General features: G+C 28.9%; 18 protein-coding genes and 1 pseudogene. 10 read left to right on the top strand and 9 right to left on the bottom strand.

Annotated features, from left to right (window positions below):
- Positions 1–6 precede the first annotated feature (6 nt).
- The 4 genes and pseudogenes from spoVAD to DIC82_15730 all read right to left on the bottom strand — a co-directional run bounded on the left by spoVAD (position 7) and on the right by DIC82_15730 (position 2,580).
- A pseudogene (gene spoVAD / locus DIC82_15745) lies at positions 7–1,008 on the bottom strand (stage V sporulation protein AD).
- Positions 1,009–1,488, bottom strand: a complete 480-nt coding sequence (gene spoVAC, locus DIC82_15740; protein AWK52358.1) for a stage V sporulation protein AC — start codon at positions 1,486–1,488, stop codon at positions 1,009–1,011.
- A gap of 12 nt (positions 1,489–1,500) precedes the next feature.
- The gene (locus DIC82_15735) at positions 1,501–2,361 is read right to left on the bottom strand and encodes a hypothetical protein (protein ID AWK52357.1); all 861 of its coding nucleotides are present in this window, start codon (positions 2,359–2,361) and stop codon (positions 1,501–1,503) included.
- Positions 2,362–2,373: 12 nt separating this feature from the next.
- A complete protein-coding gene (locus DIC82_15730; protein AWK52356.1) occupies positions 2,374–2,580 on the bottom strand; it encodes a hypothetical protein in 207 nt (68 codons plus the stop codon).
- A gap of 324 nt (positions 2,581–2,904) precedes the next feature.
- Here DIC82_15730 and DIC82_15725 point away from each other — a divergent pair, with 324 nt between their 5' ends.
- From DIC82_15725 to DIC82_15715, 3 genes are all read left to right on the top strand, one after another.
- On the top strand, positions 2,905–3,582 hold the full coding sequence (locus tag DIC82_15725) for a DNA-binding response regulator (GenBank protein AWK52355.1): 678 nt from the start codon (positions 2,905–2,907) through the stop codon (positions 3,580–3,582).
- Entirely contained in the window at positions 3,579–5,081 is a 1,503-nt protein-coding gene (locus DIC82_15720) for a two-component sensor histidine kinase (protein ID AWK52354.1), read from the top strand. The genes DIC82_15725 and DIC82_15720 overlap by 4 nt, the downstream gene beginning before the upstream one ends.
- A 137-nt stretch (positions 5,082–5,218) precedes the next feature.
- The gene (locus DIC82_15715) at positions 5,219–7,303 is read left to right on the top strand and encodes a band 7 protein (GenBank protein ID AWK53110.1); all 2,085 of its coding nucleotides are present in this window, start codon (positions 5,219–5,221) and stop codon (positions 7,301–7,303) included.
- Positions 7,304–7,500: 197 nt separating this feature from the next.
- On the opposite strand, the gene DIC82_15710 is transcribed toward DIC82_15715, so the two are convergent.
- The 3 genes from DIC82_15710 to DIC82_15700 all read right to left on the bottom strand — a co-directional run bounded on the left by DIC82_15710 (position 7,501) and on the right by DIC82_15700 (position 11,397).
- Positions 7,501–9,114 carry an IS1182 family transposase gene (locus DIC82_15710; protein AWK52353.1) on the bottom strand — a complete coding sequence of 538 codons (1,614 nt, stop codon included), beginning with the start codon at positions 9,112–9,114 and terminating at the stop codon, positions 7,501–7,503.
- Positions 9,115–9,554: 440 nt separating this feature from the next.
- Positions 9,555–9,734, bottom strand: a complete 180-nt coding sequence (locus DIC82_15705; GenBank protein AWK53109.1) for a hypothetical protein — start codon at positions 9,732–9,734, stop codon at positions 9,555–9,557.
- A 1,174-nt stretch (positions 9,735–10,908) separates the two neighbouring features.
- The gene (locus DIC82_15700; GenBank protein AWK52352.1) at positions 10,909–11,397 is read right to left on the bottom strand and encodes an RNA polymerase subunit sigma-24; all 489 of its coding nucleotides are present in this window, start codon (positions 11,395–11,397) and stop codon (positions 10,909–10,911) included.
- Between the two features lie 412 nt (positions 11,398–11,809).
- Between DIC82_15700 and DIC82_15695 the strand changes: the two genes are divergently transcribed.
- From DIC82_15695 to DIC82_15675, 5 genes are read left to right on the top strand one after another with little or no spacing between them, the layout of a single operon-like run.
- On the top strand, positions 11,810–12,379 hold the full coding sequence (locus DIC82_15695) for a hypothetical protein (GenBank protein AWK52351.1): 570 nt from the start codon (positions 11,810–11,812) through the stop codon (positions 12,377–12,379).
- Entirely contained in the window at positions 12,357–12,806 is a 450-nt protein-coding gene (locus tag DIC82_15690; protein ID AWK52350.1) for a hypothetical protein, read from the top strand. The genes DIC82_15695 and DIC82_15690 overlap by 23 nt, the downstream gene beginning before the upstream one ends.
- Before the next feature lie 2 nt (positions 12,807–12,808).
- On the top strand, positions 12,809–13,429 hold the full coding sequence (locus tag DIC82_15685) for an accessory regulator AgrB (protein AWK52349.1): 621 nt from the start codon (positions 12,809–12,811) through the stop codon (positions 13,427–13,429).
- 42 nt (positions 13,430–13,471) lie between these two features.
- A complete protein-coding gene (locus tag DIC82_15680) occupies positions 13,472–13,597 on the top strand; it encodes a cyclic lactone autoinducer peptide (GenBank protein AWK52348.1) in 126 nt (41 codons plus the stop codon).
- Between the two features lie 54 nt (positions 13,598–13,651).
- Positions 13,652–15,391 carry a diguanylate cyclase gene (locus tag DIC82_15675; protein AWK52347.1) on the top strand — a complete coding sequence of 580 codons (1,740 nt, stop codon included), beginning with the start codon at positions 13,652–13,654 and terminating at the stop codon, positions 15,389–15,391.
- 147 nt (positions 15,392–15,538) lie between these two features.
- Here the strand turns inward: DIC82_15675 and DIC82_15670 are convergent, their stop codons facing one another.
- Complete coding sequence (locus DIC82_15670; GenBank protein ID AWK52346.1) at positions 15,539–16,648, bottom strand: ATP-dependent helicase; 1,110 nt, start codon at positions 16,646–16,648, stop codon at positions 15,539–15,541.
- A 462-nt stretch (positions 16,649–17,110) separates the two neighbouring features.
- Between DIC82_15670 and DIC82_15665 the strand changes: the two genes are divergently transcribed.
- Positions 17,111–17,539: an Rrf2 family transcriptional regulator gene (locus tag DIC82_15665; GenBank protein AWK52345.1), complete on the top strand. Its 429-nt coding sequence runs from the start codon at positions 17,111–17,113 to the stop codon at positions 17,537–17,539.
- 654 nt (positions 17,540–18,193) lie between these two features.
- On the opposite strand, the gene DIC82_15660 is transcribed toward DIC82_15665, so the two are convergent.
- Complete coding sequence (locus DIC82_15660) at positions 18,194–19,921, bottom strand: oleate hydratase (GenBank protein AWK52344.1); 1,728 nt, start codon at positions 19,919–19,921, stop codon at positions 18,194–18,196.
- Between the two features lie 299 nt (positions 19,922–20,220).
- Here DIC82_15660 and DIC82_15655 point away from each other — a divergent pair, with 299 nt between their 5' ends.
- Positions 20,221–20,487: a holin gene (locus DIC82_15655; protein AWK53108.1), complete on the top strand. Its 267-nt coding sequence runs from the start codon at positions 20,221–20,223 to the stop codon at positions 20,485–20,487.
- The last annotated feature ends 291 nt before the right edge of the window (positions 20,488–20,778 follow it).

Here is a 20,778-nt window from a genome sequence, read left to right as displayed (position 1 = left end):
CTTATTTCACATTTCTATAGAAACTGCATGGGCAATACAAGGTATACTTTCCTTTTGTTGATAAGATATTGGAGACATTAAAGCACCTGTTGCAACAACTAATATTCTCTTTAATTCTCCTCTTCGCATACGGTTAAGAAAATGCCCATAAGTTACAGTTGCAGAACAGCCACATCCACTACCGCCAGAAAAAACTGGTTGATCTTTTTTATATATTAAAAGTCCACAGTCTGTAAATATATTACAGGGCATTTCTATGCCATGTTTTTTAAATAGACAATTAGCAAGTTCGTGTCCTACCTTTCCTAAATCTCCAGTAGCAATAAGATCATAATAGGAGGCATCAATATTCAAATCTCTAAAATGAGCTTCAATAGTATCTACAGCAGCTGGTGCCATAGCTGCTCCAAGATTAAAGGGATCTTAAATCCCCATATCTATTACTCTTCCTATGGTAGCAGAAGTTATTTTAGGTCCATCTCCATGTTCTCCAAGGACTGCAGCACCAGCTCCTGTTACTGTCCACTGTGCAGTAGGTGGCTTTTGCCCACCGTACTCTGTAGGATATCTAAATTGCTTTTCTGCAGCTGCATTATGACTACTTGCAGATGCTATAACATATTTAGCGGATTTACTTTCTATTAATTGAGCAGCCAGTGATAAACTTTCCATGGAGCTAGAACAAGCACCGAAAATTCCTAAAAAAGGTATTCCAAGAGTTCGTGCAGTAAAACTACTGGAAATAATTTGATTCATCAAATCTCCACTTATAAAAAAGTTGATATCTTCTTTTTTTATACTTGATTTTTTTATGGCTCTTTCACAAGCATGTTCCAGAAGAACCTTTTCTGCTTTTTCGTAGCTATCTTGTCCGAGCCATAAATCTTCATGAAGTATATCAAAATCTTCAGCCAAAGCACCATTAGCTTCAAAAGGGCCACCAACTGCTGCAGATGCCAATATTGTAGGTTTAGAATTAAAAATCCATGACTGATGTCCTTTAAGCATTTACATCGCCCCCAACCATATAATTGTGATTTTTATTGTAGCAACTACAAAAGCAGAAAAAACTCCATAAACAATAATTGCCCCAGCAAGTTGAAACATATTTCCAGCTACACCAAGTACAAACCCTTCACTTTTATGCTCAATTGAAGCAGAAGCTATAGAATTAGCAAAACCTGTAATTGGAACAGCAGATCCAGCTCCAGCCCATTGACCAAGATGATCGTAAATGCCAAGTCCAGTAAGTAAAGCTGAAACAAAGATTAAAACTATTGAAGTGGGACCAACTGATGTTTTCTCATTGAAATTAAAATAGGTGATAAAGAACAACTGCAATATTTGGCCTATGGTGCATATGATACCACCTACAAAGAAGGCTTTAATACAATTTTTTAAAATAGGTCTTTTTGGTTCTATACTTTTTTGCAATTCATCATATTGCAATTGAGTTGCAGTTAATCTTTTCTTTTTCATATTTGACATTTAGTTCACCTTCTAACGTAATAAATAGGGTTCTAATTTTTCCATGACTTTTTTTAATTTTTCGGAATTCTTTAAGTACATAGCTTTTGCTGCTTTATTTTCAGTTTCTAAATAAAATGACATAAGGTCTGCCTGACTTTTTTGAATGCTTGCATAGAGCATTTCTTTAATCTGTGTTTTTGGAACTTGTATCATATCGTCAAAAAGATCTAGATATAAATCTCCAGAAGAATCTACTTGACCAATAAAAACATTTTCAAGGTCAACCCCTTTGTTTTCTAATTGGGTTCTAAGCCAACCTTGATTCAATCCAATATTTGTAAGCCCTTCGTTTAACATGTTACCATCTAAAATGACCGTTTGTGGTTCAGTCTTAGGCGCAACTTTTTGGCCTAAATCATATGGGGTAACAGGTTTTTTATCAGCTTTTAAACTAACATTTATATCTCCAGTTGTTTCCATTACGGCAAATTCAACATCGGCTAAATTAAATACCTTTTTGGAGCGTAATGTTTGTAGAAATTCTTGCCCAGTCATTCTTTCTTTAGATAAGTTATCTTCCATGACTTTGCCATCTTTAATTAATACTCTTTCCTTACCATTTATTATGTTATAGATCCATTTGCTTTTCATGGCGGCGTAGTCTAAAATAATAGGAATCACTGCCCAAACAGCCAGTGTAATTAGTCCAAAGTAAATGTTGGGAATAATATTTAATGAAATTAGAGTAATTATAATAGCAACAATCATATAAGAAATAAAGTCAAAGGCGGTAGCATTAGATAAACTTTTTTTCTTCATATACCTTGTTAAAATTAATGTCAAAAAAAATAAAATTACTGAATTAAATAGTAGTATTAACCAAGTATCCATTTTTCACCTCTCTTAGTTGCCTTTGTATTGGGGCTCCTCAAACTCCATAGTGCCAACTCTTTTTTCTAAATCTATTTTAATTTTATTTATTTCTGCAAATGCCTCAGCATAAATAGCTCTAGCTTCTTTATCCCGTTCTTGCAATGAATATACTCTTAAAGTGGCTTCAGAGCCCTTTAGGGTTGCTAATGTTTGTTTTACATTCGAGCTAACAGTCATATAAAAGTCTCCTTTATATTTATTAAATTTTTTCTAAATATACTTTAACCAATAAGCATAAGTTTAATTCATTTTATTTAATATATTTTTTGATAAAGATGCAACTAATACTTTTCATAGTACACTACACCTATAACTACAAGTAAAATTGACAACATATAGGTTAACCAAAGCAAAAAAGTGTTATATTTTGAAATGTGAAAAGTTACGTTTGGAGTAAAAAGTCTTTAACAATCTTATTCAAACTAGGAAAGAGTTGATTGTGACGAAGTTGTAACAAAAATAGGGTATAATAGGAATATCAGTAGTTTTCGGAGGGATAGTATGAAAGGAAAAAAGATATTAGTAGTTGATGATGAATCATTAATAAGAAAGCTTGTAACGGATTTTCTTAAAAAAGAAGGTTATATCACTATTGAAGCGGGGGATGGACGAAAAGCCATGGATTTGTTTCATGATGAAGAAGACATAGATTTAATAATTCTTGATGTGATGTTACCAGAATATGACGGCTTTACTGTGTGCAGAGAAATAAGAAAAAAATCTAATGTTCCAATTATAATGTTAACAGCAAGAGGAGAAGAATTCGATGAAATCTTTGGGTTGGATATTGGCGCAGATGAGTATATTTCAAAACCATTTAGTCCTAATATTTTAATAGCAAGGGTAAATGCTGTACTGCGAAGAACAATGTCTACCAATGCTAAGCTTAAGGAATTTCAAGGATTAACAATAGATCATAATAGGCATCAGGTTATAATGGAAGGCTCAATAATTGATTTAAGTCCTAAAGAATATGAGCTATTAACTTATCTTTGTGAAAATTATGGTAATGCACTAAGCAGAGAACAAATATTGGACAAGGTTTGGGGATATGATTATTATGGGGATTTAAGAACATTAGATACACATATAAATCGATTAAGAATAAAATTGAATTCAAAAAGTGATTATATACATACTGTACGAGGATATGGTTATAGATTTGAGGCAGAGAAATGAAGAAATCTATAAGATCAAAGCTTTTTGTCTCCATAACTTTTCTACTAGTTGTATTTATTTTTGTTCTATGTATATTAAATAATTTATATCTAGAGGAATATTATATAGATAAGAAAAAAAATATACTTATAAAAAATGCAAAAGACTTAATTAACATATATAAAGGAAATGCACAAGATATAGAAGATGAATTAGACAGAACGGCTAACATAACAGGAAGTAGTATTGATATTCGTGATAAGTTTGGAAAAATAGTCTATAGATCTTCACGAAGACTACCTAATGAAAATAATGTAATTAATAACAATAAATCTAAACAAGGTATGCAACAATCGATAAATCAGAGTACTATAAGCGGTAAGCTTAATAAAAATACTGATGTTGAATATACAGAAGGTGAATATACTTTTGAAACTAGGCAAGATGTGCAACTAAAAATAGATTTTCTTACGCTTGTGACAAAATTAAATGATGGCTATATACTTACTATAAGAGTTCCATTAGTTTCAATAAGTGAAAGTGTAGATATTGCAAACAGATTTATTATTATCACAGGAGTTATTATTGTAATTTTGGGAAGCATATGGGCCTATCTGTTTTCAAAAAGATTTACTAGGCCAATATTAGAGGTTAATGATATTGCTCGGAACATGGCCAAATTTGATTTCAACAAAAAATGCAAAATAATAGAAAAAGATGAAATCGGGCAACTAGGTCAAAGTGTTAATTACTTATCTGATGAACTTAATAAAGCAATTACAGAATTAAATATAAAGAATGAGAAGCTTGAAGAGGATATAGAAAAAGAAAGAAAAATAGATAAAATTAGAAAAGAGTTTATATCTAGTGTCTCTCATGAACTTAGAACTCCATTATCAATAATACAAGGATATGCAGAAGGGCTTGTAAGTAATGTTACTGAAAATGAAGAGGATAGAAAATTTTACTGTGACGTTATCATGAATGAAACAGAAAAAATGAATAAGTTAGTAAAAGATTTGCTAAATCTTTCTCAAATTGAATCAGGGTATTTTCATATTGAAAAAACTGAATTTAATATAACATCTTTAATAGAATATGTGCTTAATAAATACAAATCTATTTTTGCAGAAAAAAACATTGAAATACAATTTGACATTGGGGAAAGTTGTATCGTCGCTGAAGATATGGTGAGAATTGAGCAGATACTTACAAATTATATTAATAACGCAATTAATCATGTGGATAACAATAGAATTATTAAAATAAGTAAAATAATTAATAAAGATAAAATAAAAATAAGTGCATTTAATTCAGGGAAACATATACCAGAGGAATCTTTAAAAAAGATATGGAATAGTTTTTACAAGGTAGATAAAGCAAGAACGAGAGCTTATGGAGGCTATGGGTTAGGACTTTCTATAGTTAAAGCTATTCAAGATATTCAAAATAATGATTATGGAGTTGAAAATATCGAGGGTGGAGTAATTTTTTGGTTTGAAGTGGATAAAATGAAATAATTAGAAAACTTAATAATTAACCTACTTATGATGTTTACGAAATATATTTATCTTTATTTTATTTTATTTAGGGAGTATTATAAAAATATAGAATTTGGAAGGGGATAATTATATTGGAAGAAATTAAACAATTTGCCATACCAGTTGTGCTAGTTATAATTGGTTTAATAGTTTTATATTTGTTAATATTTAAGATACTCGGACTTAGGATAATTGGTACAAGTGAAGTGGGGGTTGCTGAGAAGTGGTGGTCTCCAAAAGGAAACTTGAAAGATGGAAAATTCATTGCTCTTAATGGAGAAGCAGGATTTCAACCAGATGTTTTGAGAACTGGTATACACTTTAAATCATGTTTAGTATATAGAATTGAAAAGTGTCAATTAGTTACTATACCCCAAGGACAAATAGGCTATGTATTTTCTAGAGATGGTGAGCCTTTAAATGAGACCCAAACTTTAGGCAGAGTTGTAGAATGTGCTAATTTTCAAGATACTAGAGCTTTTTTAGCTAATGGAGGACAAAAGGGTCCACAAAGATCTATTCTTAGAGAAGGAACGTATGCTTTTAATCTTAGTGCTTTTATTATTTTCACAGAAGCTACAGATTATTATATAAACATTGGAAATAAGTTAGAAGCTGAACAAATTAAAAGAATGTCTAACGATTTAAGAACACAAAATGGTTTTAGACCAGTAGTAATTAGAGAAGGTACTAAAAATGCGTTAGGAGAAAATATTAAGGATCCTATGGGAATAGTAACAATACAGGATGGACCTTCCTTACCAAATGGAGAAATAATAGCTCCAGTTGTTGGACAAGATCCTTCAGATGAAGAAACTTATCATAACAACTTCCAAAATACAGAGGCTTTCTTAAAAGCTGGCGGATATAGAGGAAAGCAGTATCAAGTAATTAGTGACGGTACTTATTTTATAAATCGTTTGTTTGCAAGCATAGATATAATTCCAAAAACAATAATTCCTGTTGGTTTTGCAGGTGTAGTAAATTCATTTGTTGGTAAAAAGGGTATTGATGTAACTGAGAGTACTTATACTCATGGAGAACTTGTGGAAGAGGGATGTAAGGGTATATGGGCAAATCCTTTAAAACCAGGTAAGTATTCATATAACCTTTCAGCTGGAATCTTAACTCAAGTTCCTACAACTAATTTTATATTGAAATGGGTTCAAGATGAGGTTGGTGGACATAAATTTGATGAAAACTTGAAAGAAGTAACATTAATAACTATGGATGCTTTTGAACCAACATTACCACTTTCAGTTGTTGTCCATATTGATTACAAAAAGGCACCGCTTGTTATTCAAAGATTTGGAGATATAAAGAGGTTAGTTGATCAAACTCTTGACCCAATGGTTTCTTCATACTTTAAGAATGTAGGTCAAAAAATGACTTTAATAGAGCTTATACAAAAGCGTTCTGAAATTCAAAAACAAGCAACAGAAGAGATGAAGACAAAATTTCAGAATTATAACTTAGAGCTTGAAGAAGTGTTAATTGGAACACCTTCACCAAATGGAGATAAGAAAATTGAAGAAATCTTAAAGCAATTAAGTGATAGACAATTAGCTAAAGAAAAGATTGAAACTTATAATAGTCAAATGAAGGCAAGTGAAAAAGAGAAGGAACTAAAAGATTTCCAAGCTAAATCAGAGCAACAAGCAGAACTTACTAAATCAGAAATCAATATTAAAATTCAAGATAATGTTGGTAAAGCTGAACTTCAAAAAGCTAAACAAGATGCTGAAAGACAAAAAACTCTTGCAGATGCAGAATCTTATAAGGTTAAGAGACTCGGAGAAGCTCAAGCAGAAATGAAGGCAAGACTTGGTATTGCACAAGCTATTGCAACTAAAGAACAAGTTAATGCTTATGGTGGACCACAATATCAAGTAATTCAAGATGTAATGAGTAAATTTACAGATGCAATTAAAGAAGGAAAAATCAATATAGTACCTAATAATGTAGTTACTATGGGTGGTTCTGAAAATAATGGTAATGTAAATGCAGTAGAAAGTTTACTTGCAGTTCTATTATCTGAAAAGTTAGGTGCTGATTTCAAAATCAATACTGAGGAAAGTGACTTTGCTAAAAAGATGAAAGAAGATATATATAAGAAAATGAGCGAAGAAAAAACTGACTATAAGGTAAAGTCTAAAGAAGATGAGATAAAAGAAAAGCCAGTTGAGAACAAAAATAGTTAAGGGATATTTAGACTGTTTGGTTTAAAAAACCAGCAAAAGAAAGGGCGTGTCGCAAAATGATTAATTTTTAATCAGAAGCGACACTTCTTTTCGTTTTAAATTAAAAAATCTCTTAATAATTAAAATTGAATAATAATTATTGAGAGATTTTTATGTTTTAAGCGCACTTTAATAAGCCTACTTAAATTATTCCATAATTAGGCAGATTGTTTTAATTCATGAAGATGTTTTTGAGTTCTTCCGTTTTGGATTTTTGAATGCAATTTGTTAATGTTATAACCAAAACAAAGCAAAATAAATTCAGTTTTTACACTATTTTTTCCACGTGTTAAAAATCTATTGAATTCATAGTCACTTTTTAGAACTCCAAATGCTCCTTCGACCTGAATAGATCTGTTCATTCTTAATTTAGCTCCAATTTCAGTTGTAATATTTCTATAAGATATTTCACGCTTTTCTACAAAAGTTTTCGAAACCTGCATCTTTCTATTTCCTTTTGCTTTTGTACATTTTTCTTTATGAACACAATTATCACAGCTTTCACACTCATAAACAGTAACTTCTGATTTGTATCCACTGGCGGATTTTCTATGAATAATAGAGGTCGGAATCAACTTTCTACCATTATTGCAAACATAAAAATCTGATTCAGCATCATATTGCATATTTTCTCGCTTACTTATATCATTTTTGAAACTTCTTTTTTTCCACTTTTCATAAGTTTGCGGCTTTATGTATGGGGTCTGATTATTGTATTCTAAAAATAAATAATTTTCTTCGCTTTCATAACCCGAATCTGAAATCACATTAAGATATTTACGACCAATTTTTTCTTGCATATTATTAAGCATAGGTATTAGTGTTGCTATGTCATTTCTATCATCAAATATTCCGACACCGGTCACGTATTCGCTTTCAACTGCAATTTGTACATTATATGCTGGCTTTAATTGACCATTTCTCATATGATCATCTTTCATATGCATGAAAGTTGCGTCTGGATCAGTTTTAGAATAACTATTTCTATTTGAGAATATGGTTTTACTGAAATTATATTTTTCTTGTCTCTCTTTATATTCAAATAGTTGCTCTATCCATTTCTGAATTGTAGTTTTTCTCTTACCAATTCCATGAACAAATTCTATGTTTCTCTTCTCTTTTTCATATAAAAGCCATTCGAGAATTTTATCGAGATCATTTATCAATGTTTCTTTTTGAATACTAAATTCTTTCAATTCTTCAAGATTGACATTTTCAACAAGAGTAAGAATTTTATTAAACATTTTCTCTTCATTTTTGTAAATGGCTTTCTTCCAAACAAAAGTATATCGATTGGCATTCGCCTCGATTTTAGTACCATCAATAAATACATTTTCAAATAATACTTCATTTTGATCAGCTAAATAATTAACTTGCTGATAAAATAATTCTTCAATTACTTCATTTGAAAGATAATCTTTTCGAAATCTACTAATTGTAGCATGATCAGGGGCTTTGCATCCTTGAAGCAGCCATCTAAAATTTATATCTCTTTTACATGCTTTTTCTATTTTTCTACTTGAATAAACATTTTGAGAATACGCATACGATATTATTTTGAACATGATTTTGGGTTCCACTGCCGGTTTTCTTCCAACGGAAGAGTACGCCTTATACAACTTTCTGTAATCTAATCCCTCCAATACGTGGCTTAGCAAGCGAACAGAATCATCTTCTGGTATTAAATTTTCCAAATTTAATGGTAATATAAGTTGAAAATTATCATTAAATTCATTATAATCTTTAGTGTATGATTTCTTTATTTTGTACATAACTTAATTATACAATAAATGTGATTTCTTCGGAATTCACATTTTTTTATTTCTTAAAAAAAATGAGCTGCTACAAAACTAACTATGTTAGTTTTGCAACAGCCCCTTTTTATTTTATGCTTTAGCGTTCAAAAAACCACCTGCTAAGCGGGTGGTGGGCGGTTGGTTATACCGTTAAAAAACTATGAGTATCCTAAAACGATGGTTTTACCAAAAACTTTGTATTGCCACTAAACTAATACTGGTAATACAAACTATAAGTTATTATAAAACTTAAGTTTCATGACCTCATTTAAAATATGGAATAACCAAACAATTAAAAAATATATGGACAGTTTTAGTTAGAAAAACGCTTCTATATATTTTTTAGGCTTACAGCCGCAGAGCAAGCCACCAGTTTTATTGGTGGTCCTGACTACTTAAAAACAGAGTCTAGAAAGTTAATTGATGTGCATAATACCAAGTTTGTCCCAAAGTTCTGCAGTAAAAGTACCATCAATTTTAAAATAAATTCTTGGATATCCATAATATACATATCCACTTTTTAATATTGACAATGTAATATTTTTGCTACCATCTTTTAAATCAAAAGATATTTGTTTACATTCATCGTTATTTATATAATCACCTAATGAAGTTTCGATATCTTCAGGTAAATAAGGAGTAGCCATATTTATTTCATTAAGTAAAGAATCTAATAAACCAAGATCATTGATTGTATAAAAAGTTCCGGTACCATTATTCCAATCGCTGAAAGATTGAAATTTAGCTTGGGCTATATTACCTTGGAGTTTAAGTTTTTCAAAAATATCTGAACCATTTCTTACTGTAAGTCCGTTGAGACATTCATAGTATTCTGGATGATTTTTTCCATCTTCAGTCGTTATATTAGTCATGATTCTAAAATCTTCATCATAACCATGAACAGCATATACATCAGTAACACCTATGTTTGAAGCAAACTCATTTGAATAATCTGATTGTGTGCTCCATTCATTTATATTGCTTTTTGTAGTACCAAGCTTCCTTCCTAATAAATTCTTAGCATTTTCAGAAGGAATTTCTATAGGTGTGTAAATATATACGTTTCCTTTATATACGATTAAGGGCATCATTTTAGCAGTTGTCAAAGCATTTGATTTAGGTAGTTGAACTTTTGGAATATATACTGAATTAACAGATACATTTGAAGTGAAAGTTTTAATATTATCAGAAACAGCATTATCTGAAGCAAAAGTTCTAATGTTATCAGAAACATTATTATTTGAATTAATATTTTTATTATCATTTGAAACATCATTGCTTAAAGTAGCTTTTTCATTCGCTGAAGCTACTAGTGCGTCGGAAACGTTAGGAGTAACAGTTTCGGTAACCTTAGAAACAACATCTTCATGAACACTTTTTTTATTAGTAAAATTATTATCATTTGAAGACTTTTCTGATGCTGATGCTATTTGATTTTTAGAGGGAAGAATATCTTGAACTTCAGTTGTTAATATATTATCATTGCTTTCTTGAGTTTCTTCCTTAATAGTCGTATCATTTATTTGTGAATCTTCATTTGAGGCATAAGTCATACCATCTAAATTAGTGCTTCCTTTTTCAGAAGCATTTATAATTAATTTAAAACTTATTATTCCAATTAATATTAATAAAGTTGCAACTGAAATGCTTGACCTAAAATATAAGTTTCTTTTAGTTGTTTTTAACTCCTTGGGGCCATCAAGTAATTCTTTTGCAAGTCTGTCCTTAAATTCATCACTTGCTTTTATTTTTGAAAAGGAATTTTTAATTTTATTCATATTCAAAATCCTCCTTGAGTTTAGATTTAAGCAATTTTCTTGCTCTACTAAGTTGTGAACCAATAGTTGTTTCTTTTATATTTAAAATATTTGAGATTTCTGAAATACTGTAATTTTCATAATAATACAGTAAAACAATACTTCTATATTTTATTGGTAAGTTCAGAACGACATGAATTATTTCATCATCATCGTTTGTCATATCAATAAAATCACCTTCTAAAGGTGCAGTTTTTTTAAAATATGCTGATTTTAGTTTATCTTTACTTAAATTCATAACAATTCTGATTAACCAAGCTTTTTCATGCTCCGGACTCTCAAAATTTGGCTTTTTCTCAAGTAATTTAATAAAAACATCTTGAGTTATATCTTCAGCATCACTTAAGTTTTTCATATAAGAGTATGAAATTCTTAATAGCATGTCCGAATATTTTTCTATAATATAATGAATATAATTTTTGGTACCATAAAATTCATTCATAAGGTTTAATACCCCCCTTCAATATTAATACGATTATCTATGATGAAATTTTGCATTAGTTAATAATAATAATTTTTTGTATAAAAGCAGTGTATTGTAATAGTATTAAATCTATGACAATGAAGTATAAACATAAATATAAACCTACAAGCTTCAGCTGGTAGGTTTATATGCTATTACAGAGAAATACTGTGGATATCGTGAATAATTTCAAATTAGCACATAGTATTATACACTTACATAAAATTAATAACAATATACAATGATAGATTTTTATCAATAATAGTTTCTAAATTATTAAATTTATACAAGTAAAAACTGAAAAAAGTGGAAAATGAGGAAAATATGTATTATAATGTTTAAAGATAATATAATAAATTCGTTATAATAGTTAATTTATATAGGAGGAAACATGCCAGAAACAATATTACTTGCATTTTTATTTGCAAAAATAAAGGGATATAAAATAAAACAATTATTTAAGTCCTGGACTATTTATCCTTTAGTTGGGTTTGAAGTAATCACGTTGATTGGACAAGCTGCTACTTTTTTTGGAAATTATGAAGTTATTAAAGTAATAGGAAGTTTAACAACTATTTATTTAATTACATATTTATTATTAGTATTAAAATATGAGTTATATATAAGTGCAATAATAGGTTCGCTTTTTGTAATTCTAGGAGGGGCGTTAAACGATATTGCTATAAAAGCTAATGGAGGCTTTATGCCAGTTTACCAATCTTTATCTTATTTCATAGGTCGTGTGCCACTGGAAAACGTTAAAATGGTAAATGATATTCATATATTAGGAGATACACAAACAAAAGTAAAAGTTTTAACCGACTTTATTGACTTAGGATACACTATCCTCAGTATAGGAGATGTATTTATGAGAGTATTAGTATTTGTTATAATTTACAATTCTATAAAGAAAATCAATAATCAAAGGAGAAAAGAAAATGTTAAGATTAACAGTATTTGAATTTGTAGCTAGAATAATTCCAGAAGCGTTTGTATTAATATTTGCAATGGTAGTACTGTCTAATACAAAATTTAATGCAAAGAGATATATAATTTCGAGTTTACTATTTGGAACATATGTATATAGTGTAAGAATGCTGCCTATAAATTATGGAGTACATACTATACTAGATATAGTTATAATGATGATTATTATGAGCAGTATAAATAAAACAGATATTATTTTAGCCATAAAAGCTTCTCTAATAACAACTATACTTTTATTTATTTGTGAAGGATTAAATATGTTGCTATTAAGCCTTATTTTTAAGGATAGGCTAGAGTCTATAATGTTAGATCCAATGTTAAAAACACTATATGGATTTCCATCGTTGATATGTTTTACAATTATTACTATAATTTATTATTTGAGAAAAAGGAATGTTTAGAGATGCTTAAAATTGAAGATATATGTGAAAAGACTTCTGATTACATTGCTCAAGAATTAAATTTTGATAATGATAAAAAATCTGTAATAAATTATGGAATATTTGCTTTTATTCAAATGGGAATTTGTATAGCATTAGTTATAATAGTTGGATTTATTTTTAATGTAACTATTGAAGCACTTATAGTATCATTTACCATAAGTATATTAAGGAAAAATTCTGGAGGAGTTCATTCGCATTCTCCAGAGAGGTGTGCAGTTATAGGTACTGTTGCTAGTGTTGGTATGGCATTAATATCAAAATATATAAATGTTGGTTTTAGTTTTGTTATATTTGTTGGAGGTATCATATTTATATGGTCATATTATATTGTATATAAGTTAGCCCCTGTTGATAGTATAGCGAAACCTATTAAAAGTATTGAAAAGAGACGAAGATTAAAAAAAAGTTCCTTTATGATATTAAGTGTTTATTTAATTATTGTAGTATTTAATATTGTATGCTATTTATTAATGAAAAATTTTAATTTATTGATTTATTCATTATGTATATACATGGGATTATTATGGCAGGTTTTTTCTTTAACTAAAAGTGGGCATTTAATATTAGGAAAGTTAGGTTAACTTTAAAACTTTAATTTAGTTAATTTAAAGGAGGTGAAATCAATGAAAAACAGAATTTTAATGAGTGTAGCAACAATAGCAACGCTTGTTGCTTCAATACTAGCAACTTCAGCATGTTACTGGGGACATTATCAACCAGAAGAACCAAAATGTTTAAGAGAAGAATAAGTTATAACGAGACCTATAAATTGGTCTCGTTATAACTATTATGAGGGATAAAATATGAAAATCATAAAAAATGGTAAACAAAAACAAATAAATGATATAGTATCTGTAGTAAAACTATTTTCAATTTTACTTATGGGTATAAATTTATGTAAATATGTCTTTAAAGATAATAGTTCATTTATATATTTAACTAAAATTTATTATACATTTACATATTTATTTATACCATTAATGATAATAATTTTGATTTATTTTGGATGGACTTTTTCAACTAAAAATAAAATTAAAAACAAATATGGGGATATATTAAATAAAATTGAAATAGCGATATTTATAATCGTATTTACAATAATTATATTTATATGTGGAGCAAATCAAAGTCAATATAAATTTTTGTATTTATTTATAATAATAACAACAACAATTCAATCTGGAATGAAGCAAGGATTAATAGTTTCAGGTATTTCATCTTTGATTATTTTAGTTATGGATATTGCTCTGGTACAAAATGCAGCAGTAAATACTTATTTCCAAGACGATTTGGTTTTGGCAGGAATATTTATTTTAACAGCATGGCCTTTGGGTTTTTATGTAAAGATAGAAGGAGAACATATTAAGATGTTAGAAGATATGATAAATATTGACGGACTTACGGAGCTATATAATCATAGGTATTTTTGTGACACATTAACTGAGAAAGTTAAGATTGGAGATATGGAGAATAAACCTGTATCCATGATTTTTATAGATATAGACTATTTTAAACAATATAATGATACTCATGGTCATCAAAAAGGAGATTATGTCCTTAGAAAATTAGGTGAAGTTATTAGGACAAGTATAAGAAAAGAAGACATTGCTGCAAGGTATGGAGGAGAAGAGTTTGCAATAATATTGCCAGATACTAATGAAGAAGAAGCAATAAATATAGCAGAAAGCTTAAGGAAAAAGATAGAAACCACATATTTCGAAGGAGAAGAAAGCCAACCCAAAGGTAAGGTTACTGCTTCAATGGGAGTGTCAGTTTATCCAGACAAGGCGAAAGATGATGTTGAATTAATAAAAAGTTCAGATGATGCATTATATAGGGCAAAGTTTTTTAATAAAAATAGAGTTGAGGCATATACATCTATTTTAGATGAAATTAAAAGCAATATAGATGAAAAAGATGTTGAACTTGTTACATCAATAAAGACTTTAATTAGTGTTATAAATGCAAAAGACAGGTATACATATGGACATGTAGAAAGAGTCGTAATGTATAGTAGAATTATGGCGGATAAGCTTCACTTAAGTGAAAGAGATAAGCAAATTTTAATTTATGGTGCTTATATGCATGATATTGGTAAGATTAATATTGGTAAGGAAATATTGATGAAAAAAATGCAACTTACAAATGACGAATGGGAGGAGCTTAAGCAACATCCTGTTAATGGAGTGGAGATAATAAAATCAGTAAAATCACTTCAAGAAATAATTCCACTAATTATAAGCCATCATGAAAGATATGATGGAAAAGGATATCCTAACAATCTAAAAGGTGAGAGAATACCTTATCTTGCAAGGATTCTAACAGTTGTAGATAGCTTTGATGCAATGACGTCAAATAGACCATATAATAATAGAAAGACTTATGAAGAGGGCATAGAGGAAGTTAGAAGGTGCAGTGGAACACAATTTGATCCTAAGATTGCAAAAACTTTTATTGAAGTTATTTCAAGCAATGTTGGAATTTCTTTTTTTGAGAATATTGATAATGGTAGTGGAGGTAATGAAGATTCTATATGCCAATAAAATGTTAAGGACTCTAGTAAAAAAATATTTATCACACCCTATATTTAAATAGAGTGTGATTTTTTTGGATAATACCAAATCTAGGCATCAATTTGGACTCTTACTTTTCCAAAAAGGGATTTGAAAAATTGAATAAAATAAGAAATATTAGATCATTATATCTCTTCTAGGAATTTTAAATCCAATAGTTTTTTCAATTTGTTCTAAATCTCTCAAGTTCTTAGGATCTACAAACATACAAGTATAACCACTTTCCCCAGCTCTACCAGTTCTACCTATACGGTGGATATAGCTTTCAACAGCTTCTGGTATATCATAGTTGTAAATATGAGTTATACCACTTATATCTAAACCTCTTGCGGCAACATCTGTAGCTATTAAATATTGAATATCTGCATTTCTAAAAGATTTCATTATTCTTTCTCTTTTATTTTGTGGAATATCGCTATGTAATTTTACGCAATTGTATTTACGAGTATGTAAAATTACTTCAAGTTCATCAACTCTTCTTTTAGTTCTACAGAATATAATAGCCATAAATGGATTATCTTCATCTAATACTTTACATAAAGCATCTCTTTTATTTCTATCAGTAGTTTCGACCACATCTTGTTTAATAGCACTTAAAGTAACTTCCTCTTTTTTTATAGAAACAATAGTTGGATCATTCATATATCTATAAGCTAATTTTTTTACTGATGAATCCATTGTTGCAGAGAAACAAAGCATTTGGTGTTTTTTAGGCATTACTTTCATAATTGCTTCAACTTCATTTTTAAAGCCCATGAGTAACATTTGATCTGCTTCGTCTAAAACAAAAGTTTTTAATTTACTTAAATCAATTGTTCCTCTTTCTAAATGGTCTAAAAGTCTACCAGGAGTTGCAATTATTAAATGAATATTATTATTCAATTTTTTTAGTTGAGATGAAATGTCACGCCCTCCATAAGTTGCTAAGATATTTATGTCTTTAGCATCTTTAAGCTTATTAGCTTCATCAGTTATTTGAATAGCAAGTTCTCTAGTTGGCGTTAATATAAGAGCTTGAATTTCATTTGACTCTGAATTTATATTCTCAAAAATAGGTAGTAAAAAAGCGAGAGTTTTACCAGTTCCAGTGGCAGCCTCTGCAATTACATCTTTCCCATCCTTTATAAGAGATATACTTTGTTCTTGAATTGGGGTAGGAGCAGTAATTCCAGTGTTTTTTAATATATTTATTAAATCATCACTAAGACCTAATTGTTTAAAATTCATATTATTCATACCTTTCATAATAAGATTTGTAGATACCTAGAGTAAAAATTGAACTTAAACATATAAATACAGAAATTAAATACATATTTGTACATAATACTAATCGTATTACGCTGTTTGTATATACGCATAAGAATAGTTTTACTTCTAGTATCTATCTTAATCTAACATTTTATTTTTAAATAAGCACTATTCTCTATAATATAGGTTATTATTTATAAAAGTCAATTAATAAGAAAATTTATTTTATAAAATACCTTTACAAAACAATAAAATATGTTAAATTTAAAGAATAAACTAAATATATACTAAAATTATAGGGAAACTATATATAATTAGATTTGTTCTATGGTATAAAGAGTTTTATACCAAAAATTTGATATAAAACATATGCTAATATTTAATTTTTTAGTATGAATTAATATGATAAAATAAAGAGAAAGGCAAAGATATGGTGATTTTATGAAAATTTCAACAAAAGGTAGATATGGATTAAGGGCATTAATAGATATATGCTTATATTCATCAAATGAAATGGTGACAGTAAAAAGTATTTCAGAAAGACAAGAAATATCAGAAAGATATTTGGAACAAATATTTTCGTCACTTAGAAAAGGTGGAATAATAAATGCTAAAAAAGGAGCTCAAGGGGGATATTTCTTGGCTAAAAGTGCTAGAGAATTTACAATTGGAGACATTTTAAGTGTTTTAGAAGGAGATTTACTTTTAATTGACATAGAAAAAGATGAAAATGATATAGAAAATTTTATAAGTGAAAACCTATGGAATGTTATAAATAATAAAATAAGCTCATTTTTCAATTCAATAACATTAGAAGACTTGGCTAATGACTATAAGAATAATAATAGGGAAGATATGTATTATATATAGATATACTCAAGATGAATACTTTAGTTATGGATATTAACAAGAAAAGTAGGAAACTAAATACATTTTCTTTCATATGCTTTATATAAAAAATAAAACTATGTTAATATAATCATATTAACATTTCACTTATTTGAGAATATTGTAATTAAATTAGAAAAGTATAGAATAGTTGTAAAATAGTAATGCTTTAAATTTAATAAATATAATTATAATATAATCTTAAGGCGGTGATTTGATGAGTGATATAAATATAAAACAATTAATAGAAACAATAAAAGACTTTCCAGAAGACGAACAAGAAACAATATTATATTTAACACAAATATTCAAAGGCGAAGAAGAAACTATTAATGAGTATATAAAAAATGGACTAATTAAATAAAAATAAAGATGCAGTTATTATCTTAGCTGCATCTTTTTATTAAATTTTTATTATGAAAATTTAAGATGTGATAGATGCTGGACATAATTTCGAAGTCAATTAACCCTAGGGTTTGTTATACTAACAATGATAAGTCTTATGTTTATACTAAATTTATAGGTATTCGTCATTAGGACGAATACCTATAAAACACTGTAGATTGCTTTTCTAGCTTTTCTATTCAATAATAGTAGAAGATTTAACCAGGCTTATAATAATAAGGAATATACGCCTTATCTATAAGACTTTTTTAAAGCATCTTTTAGAACCTTAGGATTCTTTCTATATGGAGTTACTGGAATAATAGATTTATGTTTTACATTAAACAAAGTGTATACTGCAATTCTTGCTGCACGTACAGAATATTCTTCAGTAAAGACCATGTCTTCTGGGATTTCAACAAATTGACTAATCATTGCAAAGTTTGTTGAACCTTTTGGCACAACTTGTGGTCGATCACTCATCTTACGTGGTTGAAATTGTGCATCCACATAAGGCATCATACATGGAATAACATTGATTACATCTTCCATAATCGTATCAATTTTATCTTCCATATGCAAATGATGCAGAAGCTCTACCAGCATTTCAGATCCAGTACACTCACGCATTGGTTTCTTTACATAATCTCCAATTTTGTTTGTGTATAAACCATATCCCCAGAAAACAGTTGTATCAAGTGGTTGATTTTTAAAATGTGGCTGAGCTGCAACAACTATGCTTATTAACCAGTTAGAATCTTTAAATGTCATCAAGGCACCACTACCAGGAATATTAGTAGAAAAATTTTCAATTAGCTTTAATAATTTATTACCTTTGGAAGTTACAGTAAAGCTTTCCCAGTTGGTTTGTTCTGGATTACTGAAGAATGGTTCTGGATTACCAAGACCTATTTTTCTTTTAGCCACTTTTGACCAAAGTTCGCCTGAAATTGGTTTATTGGGATTATATTCAGCTGGTGTATTAAGATCACCTAAAGTTGCACTATCAGTCATGGAAGCATTTGTCATAATACAAACATCATTTGGATTTAAGGTGATAGTTTTTTCACCTTCCTCATCGGTTAAATGTATAGCTGTCACTGTAATTTCTTCTCCTGGTTTAAAATCTAAATCAGTTACTGTTGCATTGATACTAAAATCAACACCAAATTTATCTAAGTAAGATTTTAATGGAAGAATAACAGATTCATATTGATTGTAAGGAGTACGTGTAACGCCTTCTAAAGTTTCAATACGAGAAAATTCAAAAATCATACGTTCCATATAACGCTTGAATTCAAATAAACTAGACCACTTTTGAAAAGCAAAAGTTGTTTGCCACATATACCAAAAGTTAGTTTCAAAAAAATGTGGAGTATGACTAAACCAATTTTCAATAGTTCTGTCATCTAAATTTTCTTCTGGGGTAACCATTAATTTACCAAGAGCCATACGATCGGCATTATTAAATCCCATACTAGTCACATCTTGAATAATACCATCTTTATCAACTAAACGTGCTTGTGCATGAGTTGGATGCAAATGGTCAAAGTTAAGAATTTCTTCTTTAACGCTTTTATCTTTTAAATCTAGAGAGGGTATACTAGAAAATAGTTCCCAAAAGTTTTCATATGTTTCTTCATTTAACATTCTACCACCACGACATACAAACCCATTTGATACATCACCTGAACCATCATTACTTCCTCCAAGAGTATTCATACTTTCTATAACATGAATGTTTTCACCTTTAAAATTGCAGTCTCTTACAAGGTAAGCTGCTCCAGATAAAGAAGCTAAGCCACCTCCGATGAAATATACTTGTCTGTTTTCATTATTTGTAGAGGTAAGAGGAATTGTTTCTTTTGAAGAATTTTCTTTGATTTTTTTTGCTTTTACTGCCGCAAAAGTAGCTGCACCAGCTATTGCACCTAACGCAAGCAATCCGCTTAACTTGTTTTTATTTATTTTTTTACTCATATAACTTCCTCAACTTTCTATTTCATTATTATTAATTATCGTATCTATTATTATAGTTTAATGTAAATTAGATTGTAATTAAATGATTAATAAAAGTTTTCCTAAAATACATATAATTATAACTTATACATTTATAAAAAGGAATTGAATATGTCATATTTTAAAAAAATTTACAGAATGATTAAGAATACAGATTGCATTATCTACAACAATACAAGCTTAGTAAAAATAGAGAGTAGCCATTCAGGTTACTCTTACATATTATGTATTATAAAAATAAAGAAAGGTGGAATATGAAAGTGCCAAACATTGATTTAAAATCAAGATTAAAAAACAAGGCTTTTTGGGTTGCCATGGCTAGTGCTATAGCAATGTTAGCACAACAACTAGGATTAAATATAATTCCATCAAATTATACAGAAATAGTTAATACAGTCTTAATGCTTCTAACAATGGGAGGAATAGTAGTTGATACAAGCACAACTGGTATAAGTGACCAAGTTAAAACTACTACAACAGAAACTGTTCAAGTTGTAAACTCTACAGAAAATAAAACAATAGAATAAACAGTACAAGTTTAGTAAAGATATTTAAGAGTAACCGTTAAGGTTGCTCTTTGTGAATATAAACTAGAGAAAGAATGAGAAGATGTTATATATACAAAAACAGTTTACAAGTTATAATATAGAAGTAAAGTTTATTATAAAAGCAAACAAATGATTAAAACCAATAACAGTACAGTAATTAGAAGTCATGTTTGATGTCATTAAAAATAATTAAAAAAAGGGTTGTAAATAGTAATGGAATATGTTATATTTTTACACATAGAAGATTTAGTTAAAGCCTATGATAAGAAT

The sequence above is a fragment of the Clostridium beijerinckii genome (assembly GCA_003129525.1).
Lineage (GTDB): Bacteria > Bacillota > Clostridia > Clostridiales > Clostridiaceae > Clostridium > Clostridium beijerinckii_D.
The sequence above is the reverse complement of the archived record's forward strand: the minus strand, read 5'-3'. Positions and strand labels throughout refer to the sequence as shown.

Bases quoted from the DNA above. Each gene is read 5' to 3' on its own strand.
- DIC82_15720 (AWK52354.1), top strand. From the start codon at position 3,579: ATGAAGAAATCTATAAGATCAAAGCTTTTTGTCTCCATAACTTTTCTA.
- DIC82_15725 (AWK52355.1), top strand. From the start codon at position 2,905: ATGAAAGGAAAAAAGATATTAGTAGTTGATGATGAATCATTAATAAGA.
- DIC82_15675 (AWK52347.1), top strand. From the start codon at position 13,652: ATGAAAATCATAAAAAATGGTAAACAAAAACAAATAAATGATATAGTA.
- DIC82_15685 (AWK52349.1), top strand. From the start codon at position 12,809: ATGCTTAAAATTGAAGATATATGTGAAAAGACTTCTGATTACATTGCT.
- spoVAC (AWK52358.1), bottom strand. From the start codon at position 1,488: ATGTCAAATATGAAAAAGAAAAGATTAACTGCAACTCAATTGCAATAT.
- DIC82_15710 (AWK52353.1), bottom strand. From the start codon at position 9,114: ATGTACAAAATAAAGAAATCATACACTAAAGATTATAATGAATTTAAT.
- DIC82_15735 (AWK52357.1), bottom strand. From the start codon at position 2,361: ATGGATACTTGGTTAATACTACTATTTAATTCAGTAATTTTATTTTTT.
- DIC82_15690 (AWK52350.1), top strand. From the start codon at position 12,357: ATGTTAAGATTAACAGTATTTGAATTTGTAGCTAGAATAATTCCAGAA.
- DIC82_15695 (AWK52351.1), top strand. From the start codon at position 11,810: ATGCCAGAAACAATATTACTTGCATTTTTATTTGCAAAAATAAAGGGA.
- DIC82_15670 (AWK52346.1), bottom strand. From the start codon at position 16,648: ATGAATTTTAAACAATTAGGTCTTAGTGATGATTTAATAAATATATTA.
- DIC82_15730 (AWK52356.1), bottom strand. From the start codon at position 2,580: ATGACTGTTAGCTCGAATGTAAAACAAACATTAGCAACCCTAAAGGGC.
- DIC82_15665 (AWK52345.1), top strand. From the start codon at position 17,111: ATGAAAATTTCAACAAAAGGTAGATATGGATTAAGGGCATTAATAGAT.
- DIC82_15680 (AWK52348.1), top strand. From the start codon at position 13,472: ATGAAAAACAGAATTTTAATGAGTGTAGCAACAATAGCAACGCTTGTT.
- DIC82_15700 (AWK52352.1), bottom strand. From the start codon at position 11,397: ATGAATGAATTTTATGGTACCAAAAATTATATTCATTATATTATAGAA.
- DIC82_15660 (AWK52344.1), bottom strand. From the start codon at position 19,921: ATGAGTAAAAAAATAAATAAAAACAAGTTAAGCGGATTGCTTGCGTTA.